The following is a 17,975-nucleotide window of genomic DNA, read 5'->3' on the forward strand; positions in this document are numbered from 1 at the left end:
GACGGCTTCGGCCTCCCTCCCGGGCCCACTGGCGCGGGAGCAGGTCATGTCCACGACTAGGCCGGCGGTCGAGCTGCACGGCATCACCAAGCGCTTCCCCGGCGTCGTGGCCAACCACGACATCGACATCACGGTCGCGGCCGGCACGGTCCACGCGATCGTCGGGGAGAACGGCGCGGGCAAGTCCACCCTGATGAAGATCCTCTACGGCATGCAACGGCCGGACGAGGGGACGATCAAGGTCAACGGCGAGGTCGCCGACCTTCATTCGCCGTCCGACGCGATCACGCGCGGCATCGGCATGGTGCACCAGCACTTCATGCTCGCCGACAACCTCACCGTGCTGGAGAACGTCGTCCTCGGCGCCGAGAAGCTGCACGGCATCGGCGGCGGGGCGCGGCGCCGCATCCGGGAGATCTCCGATCAGTACGGGCTCGGCGTCGAGCCGGACCGGCTGGTCGAGGAGCTCGGTGTCGGCGCCCGCCAGCGCGTCGAGATCCTGAAGGTCCTCTACCGCGGCGCGCGGATCCTCATCCTCGACGAGCCCACCGCGGTCCTCGTCCCGCAGGAGGTCGACGAGCTCTTCGCCAACCTCCAGGAGCTCAAGCGCGAGGGCCTCACCGTCATCTTCATCTCGCACAAGCTCGACGAGGTCCTGAAGGTCGCCGACGCGATCACCGTGATCCGCCGGGGCACGACCGTGGCCTCCGCCGATCCGAAGGAGGTCTCCGCCCGGCAGCTCGCCGAGCTCATGGTCGGCAGCGAACTCCCGGTCCCGGAGCTGCGCGAGTCGACGGTCACCGAGGTCCCGGTGCTGACCCTCGAGGACGTGACCGTCCGGGACGCCACGGGCCGCGCCGTCGTCGACGGCGTGTCCCTGACCATCCACGAGGGCGAGATCCTCGGCATCGCCGGGGTCGAGGGCAACGGCCAGGCCGAGCTCGTCGAAGCGATCATGGGCATGCTGCCCGTCGAGTCCGGCTCCGTACGGCTCGGCGGCGAGGACCTGGCCGGCCGGTCGACCCGGCGCCGCCGGGAGATGGGCGTCGGGTTCATCCCCGAGGACCGGCACCGGCACGGCCTGCTGCTGGAGTCCCCGCTGTGGGAGAACCGCGTCCTCGGCCACCAGACCCGGTCCCCGAACGTCAAGGGCATCCTCATCGACCGCGCCGGCGCCCGCCGGGACACCGAGCGGATCGTCGAGGAGTACGACGTGCGGACCCCCGGCATCGACGTCAGCGCGTCCTCGCTGTCCGGCGGCAACCAGCAGAAGCTGATCGTCGGCCGGGAGATGTCCGGGAACCCGAAGCTGCTGATCGCCGCGCACCCCACCCGCGGGGTCGACGTCGGCGCCCAGTCGGCGATCTGGGACCATCTGCGACGGGCGCGGGCCGAGGGCCTGGCGGTGCTGCTCATCTCCGCCGACCTCGACGAGCTGATCGGCATGTCGGACACCCTGCGGGTGATCCTGCGCGGCCGGCTGGTCGGGGAGGCCGACCCCGCGACCATCACTCCGGACGAACTCGGCTCCCTGATGACCGGCGCCGCAGAGGGGAGCGTGGCATGATCTCCAACCTGCTCGCGAAGTCGTATGCGCGGACCGTGATCGCGGCCCTCGTCGCGCTCGTCTTCGCGATCGTCGTGACCTCGATCGTGCTGTCGGTGAGCGGGTTCAACCCGCCGTCGACGTTCCAGGCGATGTTCGACTTCGGCAAGGAGCCCGACAGCGTCGTCAACACGGTGAACCGCGCGGCGGCGTACTACCTGTCCGCGCTCGCGGTCGCGATCGGGTTCCGGATGAACCTGTTCAACATCGGCGTCGACGGGCAGTACCGCCTCGCGGCCATGCTCGCCGCCGCGGCGGGCGGCGCGTGGGCGCTGCCGGCCGGGCTGCGCCAGATCGTGATCATCCTGGTGGCGGTCGTCGTCGGCGGCGCGTGGGCGGGCATCGCGGCGATCCTCAAGGTGACCCGCGGCGTCAGCGAGGTCATCTCGACCATCATGCTGAACTTCATCGGCACCGGCGTGATCGCGTTCCTGCTCAGCCCGAACCGGCTCGCGGCCAAGGTCGCCGGCAGCAACAACATCGGCACCAAGCCCATCGGCTCGTCCGGCCGGGTACCGGGCATCTCCTACCCGGGCAGCGACCTGAAGATCTACGGCCTGGTCCTGCTCGCGGTGCTGGCCGGCGCCGCGTTCTGGTTCGTGATCAACCGCACGCGGTTCGGCTTCGATCTGCGGGCCACCGGCCTGTCGCAGAGCGCGGCGGTCGCGAGCGGCGTGGACGCCAAGCGCATGGTCGTCATCGCGATGGTCCTGTCCGGCGCGGTCGCCGGTCTCGTCGGCATGCCGCAGCTGCTCGGCGGGTCGTACTCCTACTCGCTGGACTTCCCGACCGGCATCGGCTTCACCGGCATCGGCATCGCGCTGCTCGGCCGGAACAACCCGGTCGGCATCGCCTTCGCGTCGCTGCTCTGGGCGTTCCTGGACCAGTCGTCGCAGATCCTCGAGTTCAACGACATCCCGAAGGAGATCGTCGCCATCACCCAGGCGGCGGTGCTGCTGTCGGTGGTCGTGGTCTACGAGATCGTCAACCGGGTGGGCCGGCGCATGGACCAGCGGCGCGTCGCCGCGGAGCTCGGAGAGGCGGCGGCGTGAGGAACTTCGACAGTCCGGCGTACGGCTCGGAGCAGGCAGGCAGGGAGGGCGCATGATCGACCAGGAGGTCCGTACGCCGGCGCCGCGGACCGGCGGGGTGCGCGCGTTCCGCGGCCGGCGGGCGCTGACCATCGGCCTGGGCGCCTTCGCCGCCCTCATCCTGCTGCGGCTCATCACCGGCGAGAGCGACATCACCTCCAGCGGGACCATGAGCGCGACGCTCGGCCTCGCCGTGCCGATCGGGATGGCCGCGATGGGCGGCCTGTGGTCCGAACGCTCCGGCGTCGTCAACATCGGCCTCGAGGGCATGATGGTGTTCGGCACCTGGGGCGCCGCCTTCGGGGCCTACTTCGGCGGAAATCCCTGGCTGGGGCTCCTCGCCGGGGTGATCGCCGGAGCGCTCGGCGGCCTGCTGCACGCCGTCGCCACCGTGTCGTTCGGCGTGGACCACATCGTCTCCGGCGTCGCGATCAACATTCTGGCGCCGGGCGTCGCGCGCTACCTGTCGGACCTGTTCTTCACGCACGAGACCGGCGGCGGCGCGACCCAGTCGCCGCAGCTGCCGGACTTCCCGACGTGGAGCGTGCCCGGCGTCGGCGGCCCGCTCGGCGACCTTGAGAAGCACCACTGGATCCTGATCTCCGACCTCGCCGGGCTGGTCCGCGGCCTGCTGACGAACCTGTCCCCGGTGACCCTCATCGCCGCCGCGCTCATCCCGATCTCGTTCCTCCTGCTGTGGCGTACGGCGTTCGGCCTGCGGCTGCGGTCGTGCGGCGAGAACCCCCTCGCGGCCGAGTCGCTGGGCGTGAAGGTCTACACGATGAAGTACGCCGCGGTGGTCATCTCCGGGGCGTTCGCCGGGGTCGGGGGTACGTTCCTGGCCATGGTGGCGTCCTCCAACTACCAGGAGGGCCAGGTCAACGGGCGCGGTTTCATCGGCCTCGCCGCGATGATCTTCGGCAACTGGCGTCCGGGCGGCGTCGCGGCGGGCGCGGGCCTGTTCGGCTACACCGACGCGCTGCAACTGCGCGGCGGCGCGGGCGCGGTCCACGCCATGCTGCTCCTGCTCGGCGCCGGCCTGCTGGCCCTCGCGGTCTGGCACGCGTACCGGCGCCGGATGGTCACGGCCGTCGTCTCGGCGGTCGTGGCGGTCGGGCTGCTCGCCTGGTTCTTCCTGACCGACGAGCTGCCCAAGGAGATCGTCACCTACAGCCCGCACATCACGACGCTGCTCGTGCTGGCGTTCGCGGCGCAGCGACTGCGCATGCCGGCCGCCGACGGGCTGACCTACCGACGCGGAGGAGGACACTGATGGCCGACATCGACTGGGACGCACTCCGGGCGGCCGCCCGCGCGGTGATGGAGAAGGCGTACGTCCCGTACTCCAACTTCCCGGTGGGCGCCGCCGGCCTGACCGACGGCGGGCGGATCATCGCCGGCTGCAACGTGGAGAACGCCTCGTACGGCGTCGGCCTGTGCGCCGAGTGCGGGCTGGTCTCGGCGCTGCACGGTACGGGCGGCGGCGGCCGGCTGGTCGCCGTGGCCGTCGTGGACCGGCACGGCGCTCCGCTGATGCCCTGCGGTCGCTGCCGTCAGTTGCTGTGGGAGCATGGCGGTCCCGACATGCTGCTGGAGACCGTCAGCGGCATCCGGCCGATGCGCGAGGTGCTGCCCGACGCGTTCGGCCCCGACGATCTGGAGAGCCGAGCGTGATCTTCGACGCCGTCGACGTCATCCGTACGAAGCGGGACCGTGGAGAGCTGTCCGACGAGCAGATCGACTGGACGATCGGCGCGTACACCGAGGGCGTCATCGCCGACGAGCAGATGTCCGCCCTCGCCATGGCGATCCTGCTGAACGGCATGACCCGGCGCGAGGTCGCCCGGTGGACCGACGCGATGCTGCGCTCCGGCGAGCGGATGGACTGGTCCGCGCTGAGCCGCCCGACGACGGACAAGCACTCCACCGGCGGGGTCGGGGACAAGATCACGCTGCCGCTGGCGCCGACCGTGGCCGCCTGCGGCGCCGCCGTTCCGCAGCTGTCCGGCCGTGGCCTCGGCCACACCGGCGGCACGCTCGACAAGCTGGAGTCGATTCCGGGCTGGCGCGCGTCGCTGTCGAACGAGGAGATGCTGGCCGTCCTCGACTCGGCGGGCGCGGTGGTGTGCGCGGCCGGCTCCGGCCTCGCGCCCGCCGACCGCAAGCTGTACGCCCTGCGCGACGTCACCGGCACGGTCGAGTCGATCCCGCTGATCGCCAGCTCGATCATGTCGAAGAAGATCGCGGAGGGCACCGGCGCGCTGGTGCTGGACGTCAAGGCGGGGTCCGGCGCGTTCATGAAGAGCGTCGTGCACGCCCGCGAGCTGGCCCGCACGATGGTCGACATCGGCACCGACCACGGCGTGAAGACGGTCGCGCTGCTGACCGCGATGGACACCCCGCTCGGCCGTACGGTCGGCAACGCGCTGGAGGTCGACGAGTCCGTCGAGGTCCTGGCCGGCGGCGGTCCGGAGGACGTCGTCGAGCTGACGGTCGCCTTGGCCCGCGAGATGCTCGCCGCGGCGGGCCTGGAGGGCGCCAAGGACCCGGCTGACGCGCTGCGGGACGGCTCGGCGATGGACGTCTGGCGGACCATGATCTCCGCGCAGGGCGGCGACCCGGACGCCCCGCTCCCGGTCGCCAAGGAGACCCACGAGGTCCTGGCGACGGAGTCCGGCGTGCTCTCCCGGCTCGACGCCTACGGCGTCGGCGTCGCGGCGTGGCGTCTCGGCGCCGGCCGGGCGCGCAAGGAGGACCCGGTGGCGCACGCCGCGGGCATCGTCCTGCACGCCAAGCCCGGCGACATCGTGCGCGCGGGCCAGCCGCTGATGACGCTGCACGCCGACGACCCGGCGCGCTTCGAGCGCGCGCTGGACGCCCTGGACGGCACGGTCGAGATCGGCGAGATCGAGGACGCCCGCCGGCCGCTCATCCTCGAGCGGATCGCCTGACCGCCCCCCGCGAACGCCGCCGTACGGCCTCCCGGAGCCTCGCCGGGGGTCGTACGGTGCTGTCGGTCGCGGACGGCCGGTAATGTGCGTGGGGTGACGAACCGTCCTGTGCTCGACGACATCCGGCGGGCTCCCAAGGTGCTCCTCCACGACCACCTCGACGGCGGGCTCCGGCCGGAGACCATCGTCGACCTCGCCCGCGACACCGGCTACGACGCGCTGCCCACCACCGACCCGGCGGAGCTGCGCACCTGGTTCGCCGAGGCGTCCGACTCCGGCTCGCTGGAGCGCTACCTCGAGACGTTCGACCACACGGTCGGCGTCATGCAGACCGCCGACGCGCTCGCCCGGGTCGCGTACGAGTGCGCTGAGGACCTGGCCAAGGACGGCGTCGTCTACGCGGAGGTCCGCTACGCGCCCGAGCAGCACACCCGCCAGGGCCTGACGCTCGACCAGGTCGTCCAGGCGGTGCTGCGGGGGTTCGCGGAGGGCGGCCGCGACCACGGCATCCGGGTCGGCACGCTGCTCACCGCGATGCGCCACCAGGCCCGCAGCATGGAGATCGCCGAGCTGGCCGTCCGCTACCGCGACGAGGGCGTCGTCGGCTTCGACATCGCCGGCGCCGAGGCGGGCTACCCGCCCACCCGGCACCTCGACGCCTTCGAGTACCTCCAGCGGGAGAACGCCCACTTCACCATCCACGCCGGCGAGGCGTTCGGCCTGCCGTCGATCTGGCAGGCCATCCAGTGGTGCGGCGCCGACCGGCTCGGCCACGGTGTGCGCATCATCGACGACATCGGCGAGCGCGAGGCCGGGAGCCCCCGGCTCGGGCGCCTCGCCGCGTACGTCCGGGACAAGCGCATCCCGCTGGAGATGTGCCCCAGCTCCAACGTCCAGACCGGCGCCGCCAAGTCCATCGCCGAGCACCCCATCGGGCTGCTCCGCCGCCTCTACTTCCGGGTCACCGTGAACACCGACAACCGGCTGATGAGCGGCACGACGCTGTCGGAGGAGTTCGCCAAGCTCGTCGAGGCGTTCGACTACGGCTGGGACGACCTGCAGTGGTTCACGGTCAACGCCATGAAGTCGGCCTTCCTCGGCTTCGACGAGCGGCTCGAACTGATCAACGGCGTCATCAAGCCGGGGTTCGCGCAGCTGAAGTGGCGATCGCGCCCGTGACCGCCGCCGTGTTCCCCAAGACCCCGCCCGGCGCCAAGGTGTTCCGGCCGACGGCCGCCCGCTTCTTCGGCTGGGCCTGGATGGTCTTCGCCGCGGCCAACCTCGTCGACCTGATCTGGCGAGGCCGCGACGCCGCCTCCCTGGTCGCCGCGACGGTCATGCTGCTCGGCTGCGGCGTCGCGTACGTCGCCGCGCTGCGGCCCCGGATCGTCGCCGACGAGGAGGGCGTCCGCCTGCACAACCTCATCCGCGACGTCGAGGTGCCCTGGCGCGGGGTGGAGCGGGTCGAGGGCGGCGACGCCGTGTACGTCCACGCGGACGGCCGCCGGTTCCGCGCCTTCGTGCTGCAGATCTCCCCGCGGAACCGCGCGCGGTTCGAGGCGAAGGCCCGCCGCCAGGAGCGGAAGCTGCCCGACCACGTCGCGGACTACGTCCAGGGACGCACCCACACCGACTTCGCGGTCGAGCAGCTTCGCGAGCTGGCCGGGCAGCGCTCCCGGTGGAAGAAGGACGGCGGGGCCGAGCCGACGGTGACGTGGGCCTGGCCCGCCATCGTCGCCGTGGCCGTCCCGGCGGCCGCCTTCCTCGTCGCCCTCGTCATCGCCCTCCTCTGACCGCGTCACCCGAGCGGCGGCTCGACGCCGAGCGCGTCGGGAACCGCCACCGTCCGCAGCCTCCGGCCCGGCTTGATCCCGGCGGGCCGACGGGCGCGAACTCGCCCGCCGGGAAGTGTCATACCGCGACGAAGCGCCGGGGCCCGCCGGCGGTGATGATGCGGCCGAAGCGCATGCCGGGGAAGTGCGCGGCGGCCAGCAGATCGCCGGTCTCGGCGGCCTGGTCGGCGATGCGGTTGCGCGCCGCGGAGGCCGCAGCCGGGTCGACGTCCCAGATGACCTGCCAGTCGCGTTCGGAGAACTGGACGACGGAGTGGACGACGTCGCCCAGCAGCAGCGCGCGCTCCCCGCGGGAGGAGAGGGCGTAGACGGTGGTGCCGGGGGTGTGGCCAGGAGTGTGCAGGGCGTCCAGGCCGGGGGCGATCGTGTGGTCCGTGTCGAAGAGCTCGAGCCGGTCGTCGAGTGGGGTGAGCTTGTCGATGGCGCTCTGCTGCGGGGCCTCGCCGGTGACGAAGTGCTGCCAGTCGGCGCGATGGGCGCGATAGGTCGCGCGGGGGAAGACCGGCCGTCCGTGGTGGGTGGCCCAGCCGATGTGGTCGAAGTGCAGGTGGGTGAAGACCACGTCGGTCACGTCGGCGGGGGCGATGCCGTGCGCGGCGAGCGACTCTAGGAGCGAGCCGCCTCGGTAGCGGCCGTCGTCGAACGCGCCGACGCCGCTGTCGACCAGCACGGTGCGCTCCCCGGTGCGCACCAGGAAGCCGCCCAGCGGCAGATCCAGCGTCCCGTCCGAGGCGCGGTGGTGGTCGTGGCAGGCCCAGGGGTCGTCCACGCCCGGACGGGTGAGGATGTCGGCGGCGATCTCGGTCCCCACCCCGTCCATGACCGCCAGGACCTCGATGTCGCCGATCTTCACGCGTGCCCCCTCCGCTCCGGGCCGAACGGTTGTTCGACTGATCATCGGGCTGCAACCATCCGCGCGAGTCGGCGATTCCCGCCACCCGCCCTGCTCTGACCCGGTCACCCGTGCGGCGGGTCAGCGCGTCACCGCCTCCACCGCGGGGGTCCGGAGCGCGCGCCGGGCGGCGCCGAGACCCGTCCCGAGGGTGAGGACCGCCGCGACGGCGACGACCCCCAGGTAGGTGCCCGCGCCGACGTCCGGCAGCGCGTGTCCCGTCCGGGCGATGCTGTAGGGCACGATCGTGAACAGCCCGGCGACCGCCCCGGACACGACACCGAGCAGCGTCAGGATGACGCCCTCCACCGCCACCGTCTGCAGGACCTGACCCGGCGTGATCCCGGCGAGCCGTTGCCGCGCGAACTCGCCGCGCCGGTAGGTCATCGCCGCGACCAGGGTGTTGATCAGCATGATCGCTGAGAACACCACGAGCATCCCGATGACCGTGAAGTTCAACGTCTCGACGGTCTTGTCGTCGGCCGTCACGACCGCCCCGGACGCGGCGGTGGCCGCGTTCTCGATCCACTGCATGTAGAGGGTGCCGGTGGCGATCCCCGTGAACAGGATGATCGGCATCAGCGTCGTCGCGAGGCGGCCGGACCGCCGCCGCACGTACTGCACCGTCAGGTAGGCGGGGACTCCGGCCACCCGCTCCAGCGGGCGGGCGAGCGCGGCCGTCACCCGGCCGATCAGGGCCGGGCCCGCCAGCGCCAGGCCGATGGAGACCCAGATGGAGGTCTGCCCCGCCGTCTGCATCGCGTCGATGCCCTTGCCGCGCATCGCGGTCGCGGTGGTGACGGCCAGGCTCGCGCCCAGGACGAGGAAGACCACCGCGGCGGCCTTTCGCCTGCGGCCCATCCGGGCGTCGCCCGCGGCGGCGTTCCGGATCGACTCGGCCGCCGTCGGACGTACGGCGCCCCGTACGGTGATGACCGCCGCGATGATCGCGGCCGTGAAGGTCACGCCCAGCCCGATGCCGAGCGCGTACGCGCCGAAGGCGTAGTCGACGCCGTCCGCGACGCGCCCGGTCGAGATCAGCAGCGACAGCAGAGCCCGGCCGGCGGCGGCCGCCGGCAGGATCGCCGTCAGCCCGGCGGCCAGCGCGACGACGGCGGTCTCACTGACGATCATCCGGCCGATCTGCATCGGCGTGGCGCCGACCTGCTTCAGCAGTGCCATCTCGGGTCCGCGCTGCCGCACCACCAGGGTCAGCGTGGAGATGACCGAGAAGACCACCATGATGAGCCCCCAGCCGCCGACGACGACGGCCATGGTGATGAGCGACCTCCTACTGTCGGAGGGCACTCCGTTGCCCACGGCGGTGTCCACCAGCGAGGCGAAGGCCATCACCATCGCGGCCCCGAAGACCATGGAGACGAAGGTCGCGGCGAACCCGCCGGCGCGGCGCCGCAGAGAGCGAAGGGCCAGCGCGAACATCCTCATGCCTCCGCTCTGTCACGCGGTGCGGTCCGGTCGCCCAGACGCGTCATCCGCTCCGCCACGGCCTCGGCCGTCGGCCGGTCGAGTTCGCCGGCGAGGCGGCCGTCCGCCAGGAACAGGACCGAGTCCGCGTACGAGGCGGCGACCGGGTCGTGGGTCACCATCACCACGGTCTGGCCGTGCTCGTGCACCGCCCGCATCAGGAGGCTCAGCACCTCGCGCGCGCTGCGCGTGTCGAGCGCGCCGGTCGGCTCGTCGGCGAAGATCACCGATGGGTTCGTCACCAGGGCCCGTGCGATGGCGACCCGCTGCTGCTGGCCGCCGGACAGCTCCGCCGGCAGGTGCCGCAGCCGGTCACCGAGCCCCACCTTCGCCAGGATGTCGCGGGCGTACCGGCCGTCCGCCTTCCGGCCGGTCAGCCGCAGCGGGAGTGTCGCGTTCTGCAGTACGTCGAGGGTGGGGAGCAGGTTGAACTGCTGAAAGATGAAACCGATCCGCCGCCTGCGGAACTTCGTCAGCTCGGTCTCGGAGCCGCCGCTCATCTCGGCACCGTCGACGAAGACCTTCCCGCCCGTCGGCCGGTCCAGCCCCGCCGCGCACTGCAGCAGGGTGCTCTTGCCGGAGCCGGACGGGCCCATGACGGCCGTGAAGGTTCCCTTCCGCAGGCTCAGTGAGACTCCGTCCAGCGCGGTGACCTGCGCGCCGTCCGTGCCGTAGACCTTCCGTACCGAGACGAGCCGCAGCGCCTCGGAACCGCTCGCGGGGAGCGTGACCTGTCCGTTCATGACCTCGCCTTTCAAGCGCCGTCGCGCGCCGTACGAAGACGAACCTAGGGATGGCCGGAGGACTTCTCGATGGGCTTGACCACCCAGAGCGGGTGTACCTGGCGACACCGTCGGTTGCGGGGCGGTGCGATCTCGCAGGAGCCCGCGCCGCGTCCGTCGGCGGCGGCCGATGCGTACATCAACTGGGAGGATCGTCCTATGACCGACACGAAGACCGTAGACGAGACCCCGGCGGCGAGGGCCGCCCGCTTCCGCGCGGAGGCCGCCGCACGGGGGATTCCGGCCGCCGAGGTGGAGGCGTACATACGCACCGCCCGCCCGGCGGTCTACCTCGCCGAGGACGGCCCCGGGCCGGTGGTGGCACTGACCGGTGGGAACCCGCCCCTGCCGGAGGGCGCCCCCGCGCCGGCGGCCGCGTTCGTCGCGGCCGTCGACTGCGCGGCCCTGCCGCCCGGGGCGACGGATCTGCCGCTGCCCACCGAAGGCCGGCTGCTGTTCTTCGCCGACCCCGATCCGGGCAGCGGGGCGGTGGTCGCCGACGCTGTACGGTACATACCGGCCGGGACGCCGTCGGCGGAGCGACCGGCCGACCCGGAGGACGGGCCGGGCACCTACCGCCGGGCGCGGCTGGACTTCTGCTTCCACCAGTGGTCGTGGCCGTGGCGCGACGAGGACGACGACGAGGAGTCGCAGCGGGCAGCCGAGCTGGAGTCCGCCTGGTCGCACGTGGTCGGCTGGCGCCCTCACTGGCGCTTCCAGATCGGCGGTGAGCCGGTCCTCTTCAACGAGGACCCGGTTGAGGCGGCCCGGGACGAAGTGCCCGTCGCGGACGGCGACGAGTGGACGCTGCTGGCCACCTGGCGTGGTGAGGACGACTGCGAGGAACTGGAGGCGGGCCTCTTCCACTGGGTGATCCGCCGCGCCGACCTGGCCGCTCTCCGCTTCGACCGGCTGTACGTGTTCGTCGACGCCTTCTGACCGCCGAGGCATCCGGCACCCGGCCTCGTGCTTTCGCGGGATGGGACGTCCAAGGGCTGATCAAGATTAGGCCGCGAGATCACCGCGTGGCCTACCTTCTCGTTCCATCGCTCCCCATGGGCCGCTTCCCGCGCCGCGTCCGTCGGCGGCGGTCGATGCGTACATCGGTTCTCATCATGTGTACATTTGTACGCATGGCACCCATCGCACCGCCGCCGTCGGACTCTCCCGAGGGAGGCACCGGGGAGGCGACCGAGGACGGCCGTTCTCCGGCCGGCCCGCGCGGCGCGCGCCGGGCGCGCCGGTACGACCCGGACCGCAGGACGCGGATCCTGGACGCCGCTCTCGACGTCATCGCCGAGCACGGGACGGCCGGGGCGACGCACCGGCACATCGCCGCGCGCGCCGACGTGCCGCTGGGGTCGGTGACCTACCACTTCGCGAGCCTGGCCGACCTTCTGGCGCAGGCGTTCGCCCGGCACGTCGAGCTGCAGTCCGCGCGGTTCGCGGAGCTGTTCGAGGGCGTGGAGACGCGCGAACGGTTCGTCGAGGTGCTGGTCGAGCTCGTCCACGGCGGCCCCGCCCGCCACCGCAGCGCCGTCCTCGGCTTCGAGCTCCACCTCGCCGCGCTCCGCAACCCCGACCTGCGCGTCCTGACGCAGAACTGGACGAGCGACAGCCGGGCCGTGCTCGCCCGCTTCACCGGCCCGGAGACCGCGGCACGCCTGGACGCCCTGCTGGAGGGCATGATCATGCATGCCCTGCTGGCCGCGGCGCCGGAACCGCGCGAGGCGGCGCGGGCCGCGATCGTCCAGACTCTCGGCCCGGCCGACCAGGGAGAAGCCCATGTCTCATAGGACACCTCTGATCTCCGTCACCGACGCGGAGCTGAACGACCTCCGGTCACGCCTCCTCGGCACCCGCTGGCCGGTCGCCTGGCCCGGGGCCGGGTGGGAGGTCGGCGCCGACGTCGGCGCGTTGCGGCGTCTCGTCGCGTACTGGGCCTCCGGCTACGACTGGCGCGCGCACGAGGCCGCCATCAACGCCCTCCCGTCCCACTTCGCGGACATCGACGGCGCACCGGTCCACTATCTGCGCTTCGACGGTGAACACCCCGACGCGCTGCCGATCGTCCTGACCCACGGGTGGCCCAGCTCCTTCCTCGAGCTGGCCGGTCTCGCCGACCGGCTGGCCGCGCCGTCGCGTCACGGGGGAGACGCCGCCGACGCGTTCACCGTGATCATCCCTTCGCTGCCCGGATTCGCCTTCTCGCCGCAGCGGCCCTCGCTCACGGATCCGCCGCAGACCCACGAGCTCTGGCACCGGCTCATGCACGACGAACTCGGCTTCGAACGCTACGCCGCCCACGGAGGCGACCTGGGCGCCGGAGTCAGCTCACGTCTCGGCGAGGCCCATCCCGAGGCGGTGGTCGGCATCCACCTGCTGGCGGTCGCCTCTCCGGTCGCCTACGACGCCTCCAGCCTCAGCGTGGAGGAACAGGCGTACCTGGAGTCCGTGGCGGCCTGGAGCGCGGAGGAGGGCGCCTATCAGCACCAGCAGAGCACCCGTCCCCTCACCCTGAGCTACGGGCTCACCGACTCCCCGGCCGGGCTGCTCGCCTGGATCGTCGAGAAGTACCGCGCGTGGAGCGACTGCGGAGGCGACCTGTCGTCGGGGTTCGGCGACGACTTCATCCTGACCCAGGCATCGCTCTACTGGTTCACCCAGACCATCTCGACCTCGTTCCGGCCCTACTACGAGTACGCCAGGGGCCTGACCCGGCGCGTGGAGCGGGTGGACGTCCCCACGGCCGTCGCGCTGTTCCCCGCCGATCTCAGCCGGCCGCCCCGCAGCTGGGCCGAGCGCACCTACAACGTCACCCGATTCACCCACATGCCCCGCGGCGGCCATTTCCCCGCCATCGAGGAACCGGAGCTGCTGGCCCACGACATCACCGAGTTCTTCCGCGCCCATCGGCGACATCGGTGAGCCCGAGCGGCCGCCACCAGGATCAGTTCCCGACGCGGCGCCCCGCACTCGCCGGCGCGACGGCGAGCGACATCAAGAGCGAGAGCTCCATGGGCCACGAGGAGTGAGCCGACGGCCCACCCGCGGCCACCGACCGGCCGGCGGCCCGTCCCCACAACGCGAACGACCCCGAACCTGAAGGTCCGGGGTCGTTTCAATGCCCTGGGACATCACGAGAGCGGACGACGGGATTCGAACCCGCGACCCTCACCTTGGCAAGGTGATGCTCTACCAACTGAGCCACGTCCGCGTGACTCCCCAAGAATACCGGATCTCGGGACTAGACGAGTCCCGCGTCGTGGGCGAGCAGGGCGACCTGCACCCGATTGTTGAGCTCCAGCTTGGCGAGCAGCCGGGAGACGTGGGCCTTCACGGTCGCGACGCTCATGTACAGCTCGGAGCCGATCTCGGCGTTCGACTTGCCCTGCCCGATGGCGACGACGACCTCGCGCTCGCGGTCGCTGAGGCGAGCGAGGCGCTCCTGCGCGGGGTTGGGCCGCGTGTGGGCCACATGCGCGATCAGGCGGCGGGTGACGCTGGGGGACAGGATCGGCTCGCCCGCGGCGACGCGCCGGATCGCGTCGATGATCTCGCCGGGCGGCGTGTCCTTGAGGAGGAACCCGGCGGCCCCGGCCCGCAGGGCGCGCAGCACGTGCTCGTCCGCGTCGAACGTCGTCAGGATGACGACCTCCGGGGGTCCCCGCCGGGCACGCAGGGCCTCGGTCGCGGCGAGGCCGTCCATCCGGGGCATCCGGATGTCCATGAGGACGACGTCCGGCGAGTGCTGGGCGACCAGCGCGGCGACCTCGGCGCCGTCGCCCGCCTCCGCGACGATCCGTAGATCGTCGGCTCCGGCCAGCATCATCGACAGGCCCGCACGGACCAATGCGTCATCGTCGACGATCAGCACGCGAATGGTCACGTGGAACACACTAACGGCGCGCGCCGATCAACGATGTGTTCCGCCCGAACAGGTCGGTCCGGCGGACCACCACCGCTCAACGTCGACCGGCACCGCCGATCAGGACCGGTACCGCCGGTCAATGCCTGATCAGGTCCGGCGCCACCGATGAAGGTCAACCGGCACCGCCGCTCAAGGCGGGCCGGCCATCGCCGGTCAGGACGGGACGGCACCGTTCGACGCGCCCGCCGGCGTGGTCTCGCCGCGCCAGGGCAGCGACGCGCGGACGCGGAACTCCCCCTCTGGGGTGGGGCCGTGTTCGAGCCGCCCGCCGGACAGCAGGGCGCGCTCGGCGAGCCCGATCAGCCCGGTGCCCGAGCCCGGGATCCCTGACGCGGCGTTGACCAGTGGGTTGCGCACCTCGACGGTGAGGTCGGCGCCCGCCGACCCGTCGACGACGACGGTCACGGTGGCGTTCGGAGCGTGCTTGCGGGCGTTCGTCAGGGCCTCCTGCACGGTGCGGTAGGCGCTGCGCCCGAGCGCGGTCGGGATCGCGTCGGCGTCGCGCAGCCGGTTCTCGTAGGTCACGGTCATGCCCGCCCGCCGCGACTCGTCGATGAGCGTGGGCAGGTCGCCGAGGTTCGGCTGGGGGCGCTCGGGCGTGTCCCCGGACGCGTCATCACGGAGCACGCCGATCACCTCGCGCAGGTCCTGGAGCGCCTGGTGGGCGCTCGCCCGGATCACGCCCGCGGCCTTGGCGATCTCGTCCGGGGGAGCGTCGGGACGGAACTCCAGCGCTCCCGCGTGCACGCTGAGCAGCGAGATGCGGTGGGCGAGGACGTCATGCATCTCCCGGGCGATGCGCGCGCGTTCCTGATGCCGGGCCTGCACGACACGGAGCTGCTGCTCGGCCTCCGCCCGCAACGCCCGCTCGCGCAGGGACAGGATGAGCTGCCGCCGCGCGCGGACGAACATCCCCGATGCGACGATGGCCGCGACGACCATGACGTTCCATATGATCCCGACCCAGAACGATTCCCTGGGGTCCGGGAACAGGGCCGCGTAGATCGCGCCGGTGGCCAGGTGGACCGCTGCGACCAGGACGACCGTACGGAAGTGTCGGTGCACGGACACCGTGAACAGCGCGATGCAGGCCGCGCCGGAGGTGGTCACGGAGATCGTGCTCAGCACGCCCAGGACGACCGCGAGCTCCACGGGACGGCGCCGGCGCGCCCACAGGGCGAGGCAGCCGAGCGCGCCGATCATCACGTCGAGCAGCCGCGGCGGGTGGTGGGGCGGGTGAGTCCCTTGGGACGTCGCGACCAGCATGAGGCACCCGAAGAGCACCGCCAGGACGAAGCCGGCGATGTCGACCGCCCAGTCGCGGGCCGATCGGGGGACCCGGTCCGTCGGGTCGGGGGCCGCGAGCAGGGCGGGGAGGAGGGACGGGTGGTCGGGGCGGGACACCGCCATACCGCTCATGGTCGTCAACGGTAGATCCCCGCGCGGCGGACCGGCATCGGCCGAAAGTCGACGCCGCCGTGACCTCGGGTCGAAACGACCGGTCCGTACGGTCACGCCGCCGGGACCGTCACGCCGTCGGGTATGGCCACGCCCGACGGCATGGTCACGCCCGACGGGACCGTCACGCCCGGCGGCTCGGCCATGCCGTTGAGCTCGGTCGTGCCGCTGAGCTCGGTCACGGGGGCGGCACGGTCACGTCGACGGTAGCGTCACGCCCGGCGGTGTGGTCCCGCCGGGCGTCGGCGGCCTACGCGAGGGTCAGAGCCCGATGACCGCGGCCAGGTCGTGGCGGAGCGCGGAGAGCGCGGCCTCGGCGGTCGTACGGGCCTCGGCGACGGAGCCGGTCACCGGCTGGACGACCTCCAGATAGCACTTGAGCTTGGGCTCGGTCCCGGACGGGCGGACGACGACGCGCCCGCCCTCCGACAGCCGGAAGCGCAGGCCGTCGGTCGGCGGGAGGCCGCCCGCCCCGGCCGCCAGGTCGTCCACGTCCGTCACCGTACGGCCGCCGAGCCGGTCCGGCGGCGTCGTGCGCAGCCGGGCCATCGCGTCCGTGATCAAGGACAGGTCGGCCACCCGTACGGACAGTTGCGCGGTGGCGTGCAGGCCGTACCGGCGCGCCTGGTCGTCGAGGAGGTCGAGGAGCGTACGGCCCTCGGCCTTCGCCTCGGCGGCCAGCGCGGCGACGGTCAGCGCCGCGCCGATGCCGTCCTTGTCGCGCACGGGGACGCCGTCGTCGCCGCCGACGCAGTAGCCGAGCGCCTCCTCGTACCCGTAGACGAGCCGGTCGCGGTCGGTGCCCGCCTTCATGATCCACTTGAATCCGGTCAGCGACTCGGCGTACCGGACGCCGTGCGCGGCCGCGATCTTCCCGAGCAGCGAGGACGACACGATCGTCGTGACGACGAGCCGGTCGGGTCCGCTCGTGTGCCGCAGGACGTGCTCGGCGAGCAGCCCGCCGACCTCGTCCCCGGTCAGCATCCGCCCGCCCACGGCCACCGCGCAGCGGTCGGCGTCCGGGTCGTTGGCGATCACCAGGTCGTGGTCCTTGCCCAGGTCGAGGGCCAGGTCCATCGCGCCGGGCTCCTCCGGGTTGGGGAACGCGACGGTGGGGAAGTCCGGGTCGGGCCGGGCCTGCTCGGCGACGACGTTGGGCGCCTGGAACCCGCTCCAGGCGAACGCGCGGGCCAGCACGTCCCCGCCCACGCCGTGCAGCGGGGTGTAGGCGGCCGAGACGTCCCGCGCGGCGCCGAGCGGCAGCCGCGCCAGCGCGTGCAGGTAGGCGTCCACGATGCCGTCGTCGAGGAGGTTCCACTCCACGCCGCGCGGCAGTTCGTCGACCCGCCCGACGGCGTCGATCGCCCGGGAGATCTCCGCGTCCAGCGGCGGGATGATCTGGGCGCCGTCGCCCCAGTAAACCTTGTAGCCGTTGTCCCGCGGCGGGTTGTGGCTGGCGGTGACCATGACGCCGGCGTCGGCGCCGAGGAAGCGGACGGCGTACGCGAGGACCGGCGTCGGCAGCGGCCGCGGCATCAGGTGCACCGTGACGCCAGCCCCGGCGAGCACGGCGGCGGAGTCCTCGGCGAACACGTCGGACTTGTGCCGCGCGTCATATCCGATCACGACGGAGGCGCCGTTGCCGGGCCGGTCGAACCGCTCCGTCGCGTCCTCGGAGGTCAGCACGGCGGCGAGGCCGGCGGCGGCCCGCATGACCGTCACGCGGTTCATGCGGTTCGGGCCGGCTCCGAGCTCGCCGCGCAGGCCCGCCGTGCCGAACTCCAGCTTCGCCCCGAACCGCGCGGCCAGCGCCGTCTCGTCGCCGAGCAGGGCCCGCAGTTCCTCGCGGGTCTCGGGGTCGGGGTCCTGGGCCAGCCACTCCTCGGCCCGCCGCCGGTATCCGTCGCTCACGTGTCCGTCCATTCC

Annotated in this window: 17 protein-coding genes and 1 tRNA gene; 10 read left to right on the forward strand and 8 right to left on the reverse strand. The window is 72.5% G+C overall.

Features of this window, described 5'->3' with window-relative positions; genetic code table 11:
• Positions 1-46 precede the first annotated feature (46 nt).
• The 7 genes from NE234_RS38115 (at position 47) to NE234_RS38145 (ending at position 7,441) form a co-directional block, all read left to right on the forward strand.
• Complete coding sequence (locus tag NE234_RS38115; RefSeq protein WP_252785833.1) at positions 47-1,567, forward strand: ABC transporter ATP-binding protein; 1,521 nt, start codon at positions 47-49, stop codon at positions 1,565-1,567.
• Positions 1,564-2,658: an ABC transporter permease gene (locus tag NE234_RS38120; protein ID WP_252785834.1), complete on the forward strand. Its 1,095-nt coding sequence runs from the start codon at positions 1,564-1,566 to the stop codon at positions 2,656-2,658. Before NE234_RS38115 ends, NE234_RS38120 begins: the two co-directional genes overlap by 4 nt.
• 52 nt (positions 2,659-2,710) lie before the next feature.
• Positions 2,711-3,970 carry an ABC transporter permease gene (locus NE234_RS38125; protein WP_252785835.1) on the forward strand — a complete coding sequence of 420 codons (1,260 nt, stop codon included), beginning with the start codon at positions 2,711-2,713 and terminating at the stop codon, positions 3,968-3,970.
• Positions 3,970-4,371, forward strand: a complete 402-nt coding sequence (locus NE234_RS38130; RefSeq protein ID WP_252785836.1) for a cytidine deaminase — start codon at positions 3,970-3,972, stop codon at positions 4,369-4,371. The genes NE234_RS38125 and NE234_RS38130 overlap by 1 nt, the downstream gene beginning before the upstream one ends.
• Entirely contained in the window at positions 4,368-5,648 is a 1,281-nt protein-coding gene (locus NE234_RS38135; RefSeq protein WP_252785837.1) for a thymidine phosphorylase, read from the forward strand. Before NE234_RS38130 ends, NE234_RS38135 begins: the two co-directional genes overlap by 4 nt.
• 93 nt (positions 5,649-5,741) lie before the next feature.
• Positions 5,742-6,827, forward strand: coding sequence for an adenosine deaminase (locus NE234_RS38140; protein ID WP_252785838.1), 1,086 nt, complete (start codon positions 5,742-5,744; stop codon positions 6,825-6,827).
• Entirely contained in the window at positions 6,824-7,441 is a 618-nt protein-coding gene (locus NE234_RS38145) for a PH domain-containing protein (protein ID WP_252785839.1), read from the forward strand. Before NE234_RS38140 ends, NE234_RS38145 begins: the two co-directional genes overlap by 4 nt.
• 118 nt (positions 7,442-7,559) lie before the next feature.
• Here the strand turns inward: NE234_RS38145 and NE234_RS38150 are convergent, their stop codons facing one another.
• From NE234_RS38150 to NE234_RS38160, 3 genes are all read right to left on the reverse strand, one after another.
• Positions 7,560-8,354 carry an MBL fold metallo-hydrolase gene (locus NE234_RS38150; protein ID WP_252785840.1) on the reverse strand — a complete coding sequence of 265 codons (795 nt, stop codon included), beginning with the start codon at positions 8,352-8,354 and terminating at the stop codon, positions 7,560-7,562.
• A 120-nt stretch (positions 8,355-8,474) separates the two neighbouring features.
• A complete protein-coding gene (locus NE234_RS38155; RefSeq protein WP_252785841.1) occupies positions 8,475-9,839 on the reverse strand; it encodes an FtsX-like permease family protein in 1,365 nt (454 codons plus the stop codon).
• Positions 9,836-10,621, reverse strand: coding sequence for an ABC transporter ATP-binding protein (locus NE234_RS38160; protein WP_252785842.1), 786 nt, complete (start codon positions 10,619-10,621; stop codon positions 9,836-9,838). Before NE234_RS38160 ends, NE234_RS38155 begins: the two co-directional genes overlap by 4 nt.
• A 198-nt stretch (positions 10,622-10,819) precedes the next feature.
• Here NE234_RS38160 and NE234_RS38165 point away from each other — a divergent pair, with 198 nt between their 5' ends.
• From NE234_RS38165 to NE234_RS38175, 3 genes are all read left to right on the forward strand, one after another.
• Positions 10,820-11,599 carry a DUF1963 domain-containing protein gene (locus NE234_RS38165; RefSeq protein ID WP_252785843.1) on the forward strand — a complete coding sequence of 260 codons (780 nt, stop codon included), beginning with the start codon at positions 10,820-10,822 and terminating at the stop codon, positions 11,597-11,599.
• Between the two features lie 194 nt (positions 11,600-11,793).
• Complete coding sequence (locus tag NE234_RS38170) at positions 11,794-12,456, forward strand: TetR/AcrR family transcriptional regulator (RefSeq protein WP_252785844.1); 663 nt, start codon at positions 11,794-11,796, stop codon at positions 12,454-12,456.
• Positions 12,446-13,588 carry an epoxide hydrolase family protein gene (locus NE234_RS38175; protein WP_252785845.1) on the forward strand — a complete coding sequence of 381 codons (1,143 nt, stop codon included), beginning with the start codon at positions 12,446-12,448 and terminating at the stop codon, positions 13,586-13,588. Before NE234_RS38170 ends, NE234_RS38175 begins: the two co-directional genes overlap by 11 nt.
• Positions 13,589-13,804: 216 nt before the next feature.
• Here the strand turns inward: NE234_RS38175 and NE234_RS38180 are convergent.
• The 5 genes from NE234_RS38180 to NE234_RS38195 form a co-directional block, all read right to left on the reverse strand.
• Positions 13,805-13,877: transfer RNA gene (locus NE234_RS38180), tRNA-Gly, on the reverse strand.
• 30 nt (positions 13,878-13,907) lie between these two features.
• Positions 13,908-14,549: a response regulator transcription factor gene (locus NE234_RS38185; RefSeq protein ID WP_308206976.1), complete on the reverse strand. Its 642-nt coding sequence runs from the start codon at positions 14,547-14,549 to the stop codon at positions 13,908-13,910.
• Positions 14,550-14,744: 195 nt separating this feature from the next.
• A complete protein-coding gene (locus NE234_RS38190; RefSeq protein WP_252785846.1) occupies positions 14,745-16,010 on the reverse strand; it encodes a histidine kinase in 1,266 nt (421 codons plus the stop codon).
• Between the two features lie 92 nt (positions 16,011-16,102).
• Complete coding sequence (locus tag NE234_RS44840; protein WP_256530089.1) at positions 16,103-16,231, reverse strand: hypothetical protein; 129 nt, start codon at positions 16,229-16,231, stop codon at positions 16,103-16,105.
• Positions 16,232-16,310: 79 nt separating this feature from the next.
• Entirely contained in the window at positions 16,311-17,972 is a 1,662-nt protein-coding gene (locus tag NE234_RS38195) for a phospho-sugar mutase (protein WP_406567121.1), read from the reverse strand.
• Positions 17,973-17,975: the final 3 nt, after the last annotated feature.

The organism is Actinoallomurus rhizosphaericola (genome assembly GCF_024055675.1).
Classification (GTDB): domain Bacteria; phylum Actinomycetota; class Actinomycetes; order Streptosporangiales; family Streptosporangiaceae; genus Actinoallomurus; species Actinoallomurus soli.

Excerpts from the sequence above, each read along its gene's own strand:
- NE234_RS38170 (WP_252785844.1), top strand. The coding sequence starts at position 11,794 with ATGGCACCCATCGCACCGCCGCCGTCGGACTCTCCCGAGGGAGGCACC.
- NE234_RS38115 (WP_252785833.1), top strand. The coding sequence starts at position 47 with ATGTCCACGACTAGGCCGGCGGTCGAGCTGCACGGCATCACCAAGCGC.
- NE234_RS38125 (WP_252785835.1), top strand. The coding sequence starts at position 2,711 with ATGATCGACCAGGAGGTCCGTACGCCGGCGCCGCGGACCGGCGGGGTG.
- NE234_RS38155 (WP_252785841.1), bottom strand. The coding sequence starts at position 9,839 with ATGAGGATGTTCGCGCTGGCCCTTCGCTCTCTGCGGCGCCGCGCCGGC.
- NE234_RS38165 (WP_252785843.1), top strand. The coding sequence starts at position 10,820 with ATGACCGACACGAAGACCGTAGACGAGACCCCGGCGGCGAGGGCCGCC.
- NE234_RS38130 (WP_252785836.1), top strand. The coding sequence starts at position 3,970 with ATGGCCGACATCGACTGGGACGCACTCCGGGCGGCCGCCCGCGCGGTG.
- NE234_RS38160 (WP_252785842.1), bottom strand. The coding sequence starts at position 10,621 with ATGAACGGACAGGTCACGCTCCCCGCGAGCGGTTCCGAGGCGCTGCGG.
- NE234_RS38175 (WP_252785845.1), top strand. The coding sequence starts at position 12,446 with ATGTCTCATAGGACACCTCTGATCTCCGTCACCGACGCGGAGCTGAAC.
- NE234_RS38120 (WP_252785834.1), top strand. The coding sequence starts at position 1,564 with ATGATCTCCAACCTGCTCGCGAAGTCGTATGCGCGGACCGTGATCGCG.
- NE234_RS38195 (WP_406567121.1), bottom strand. The coding sequence starts at position 17,972 with ATGGACGGACACGTGAGCGACGGATACCGGCGGCGGGCCGAGGAGTGG.
- NE234_RS38190 (WP_252785846.1), bottom strand. The coding sequence starts at position 16,010 with ATGAGCGGTATGGCGGTGTCCCGCCCCGACCACCCGTCCCTCCTCCCC.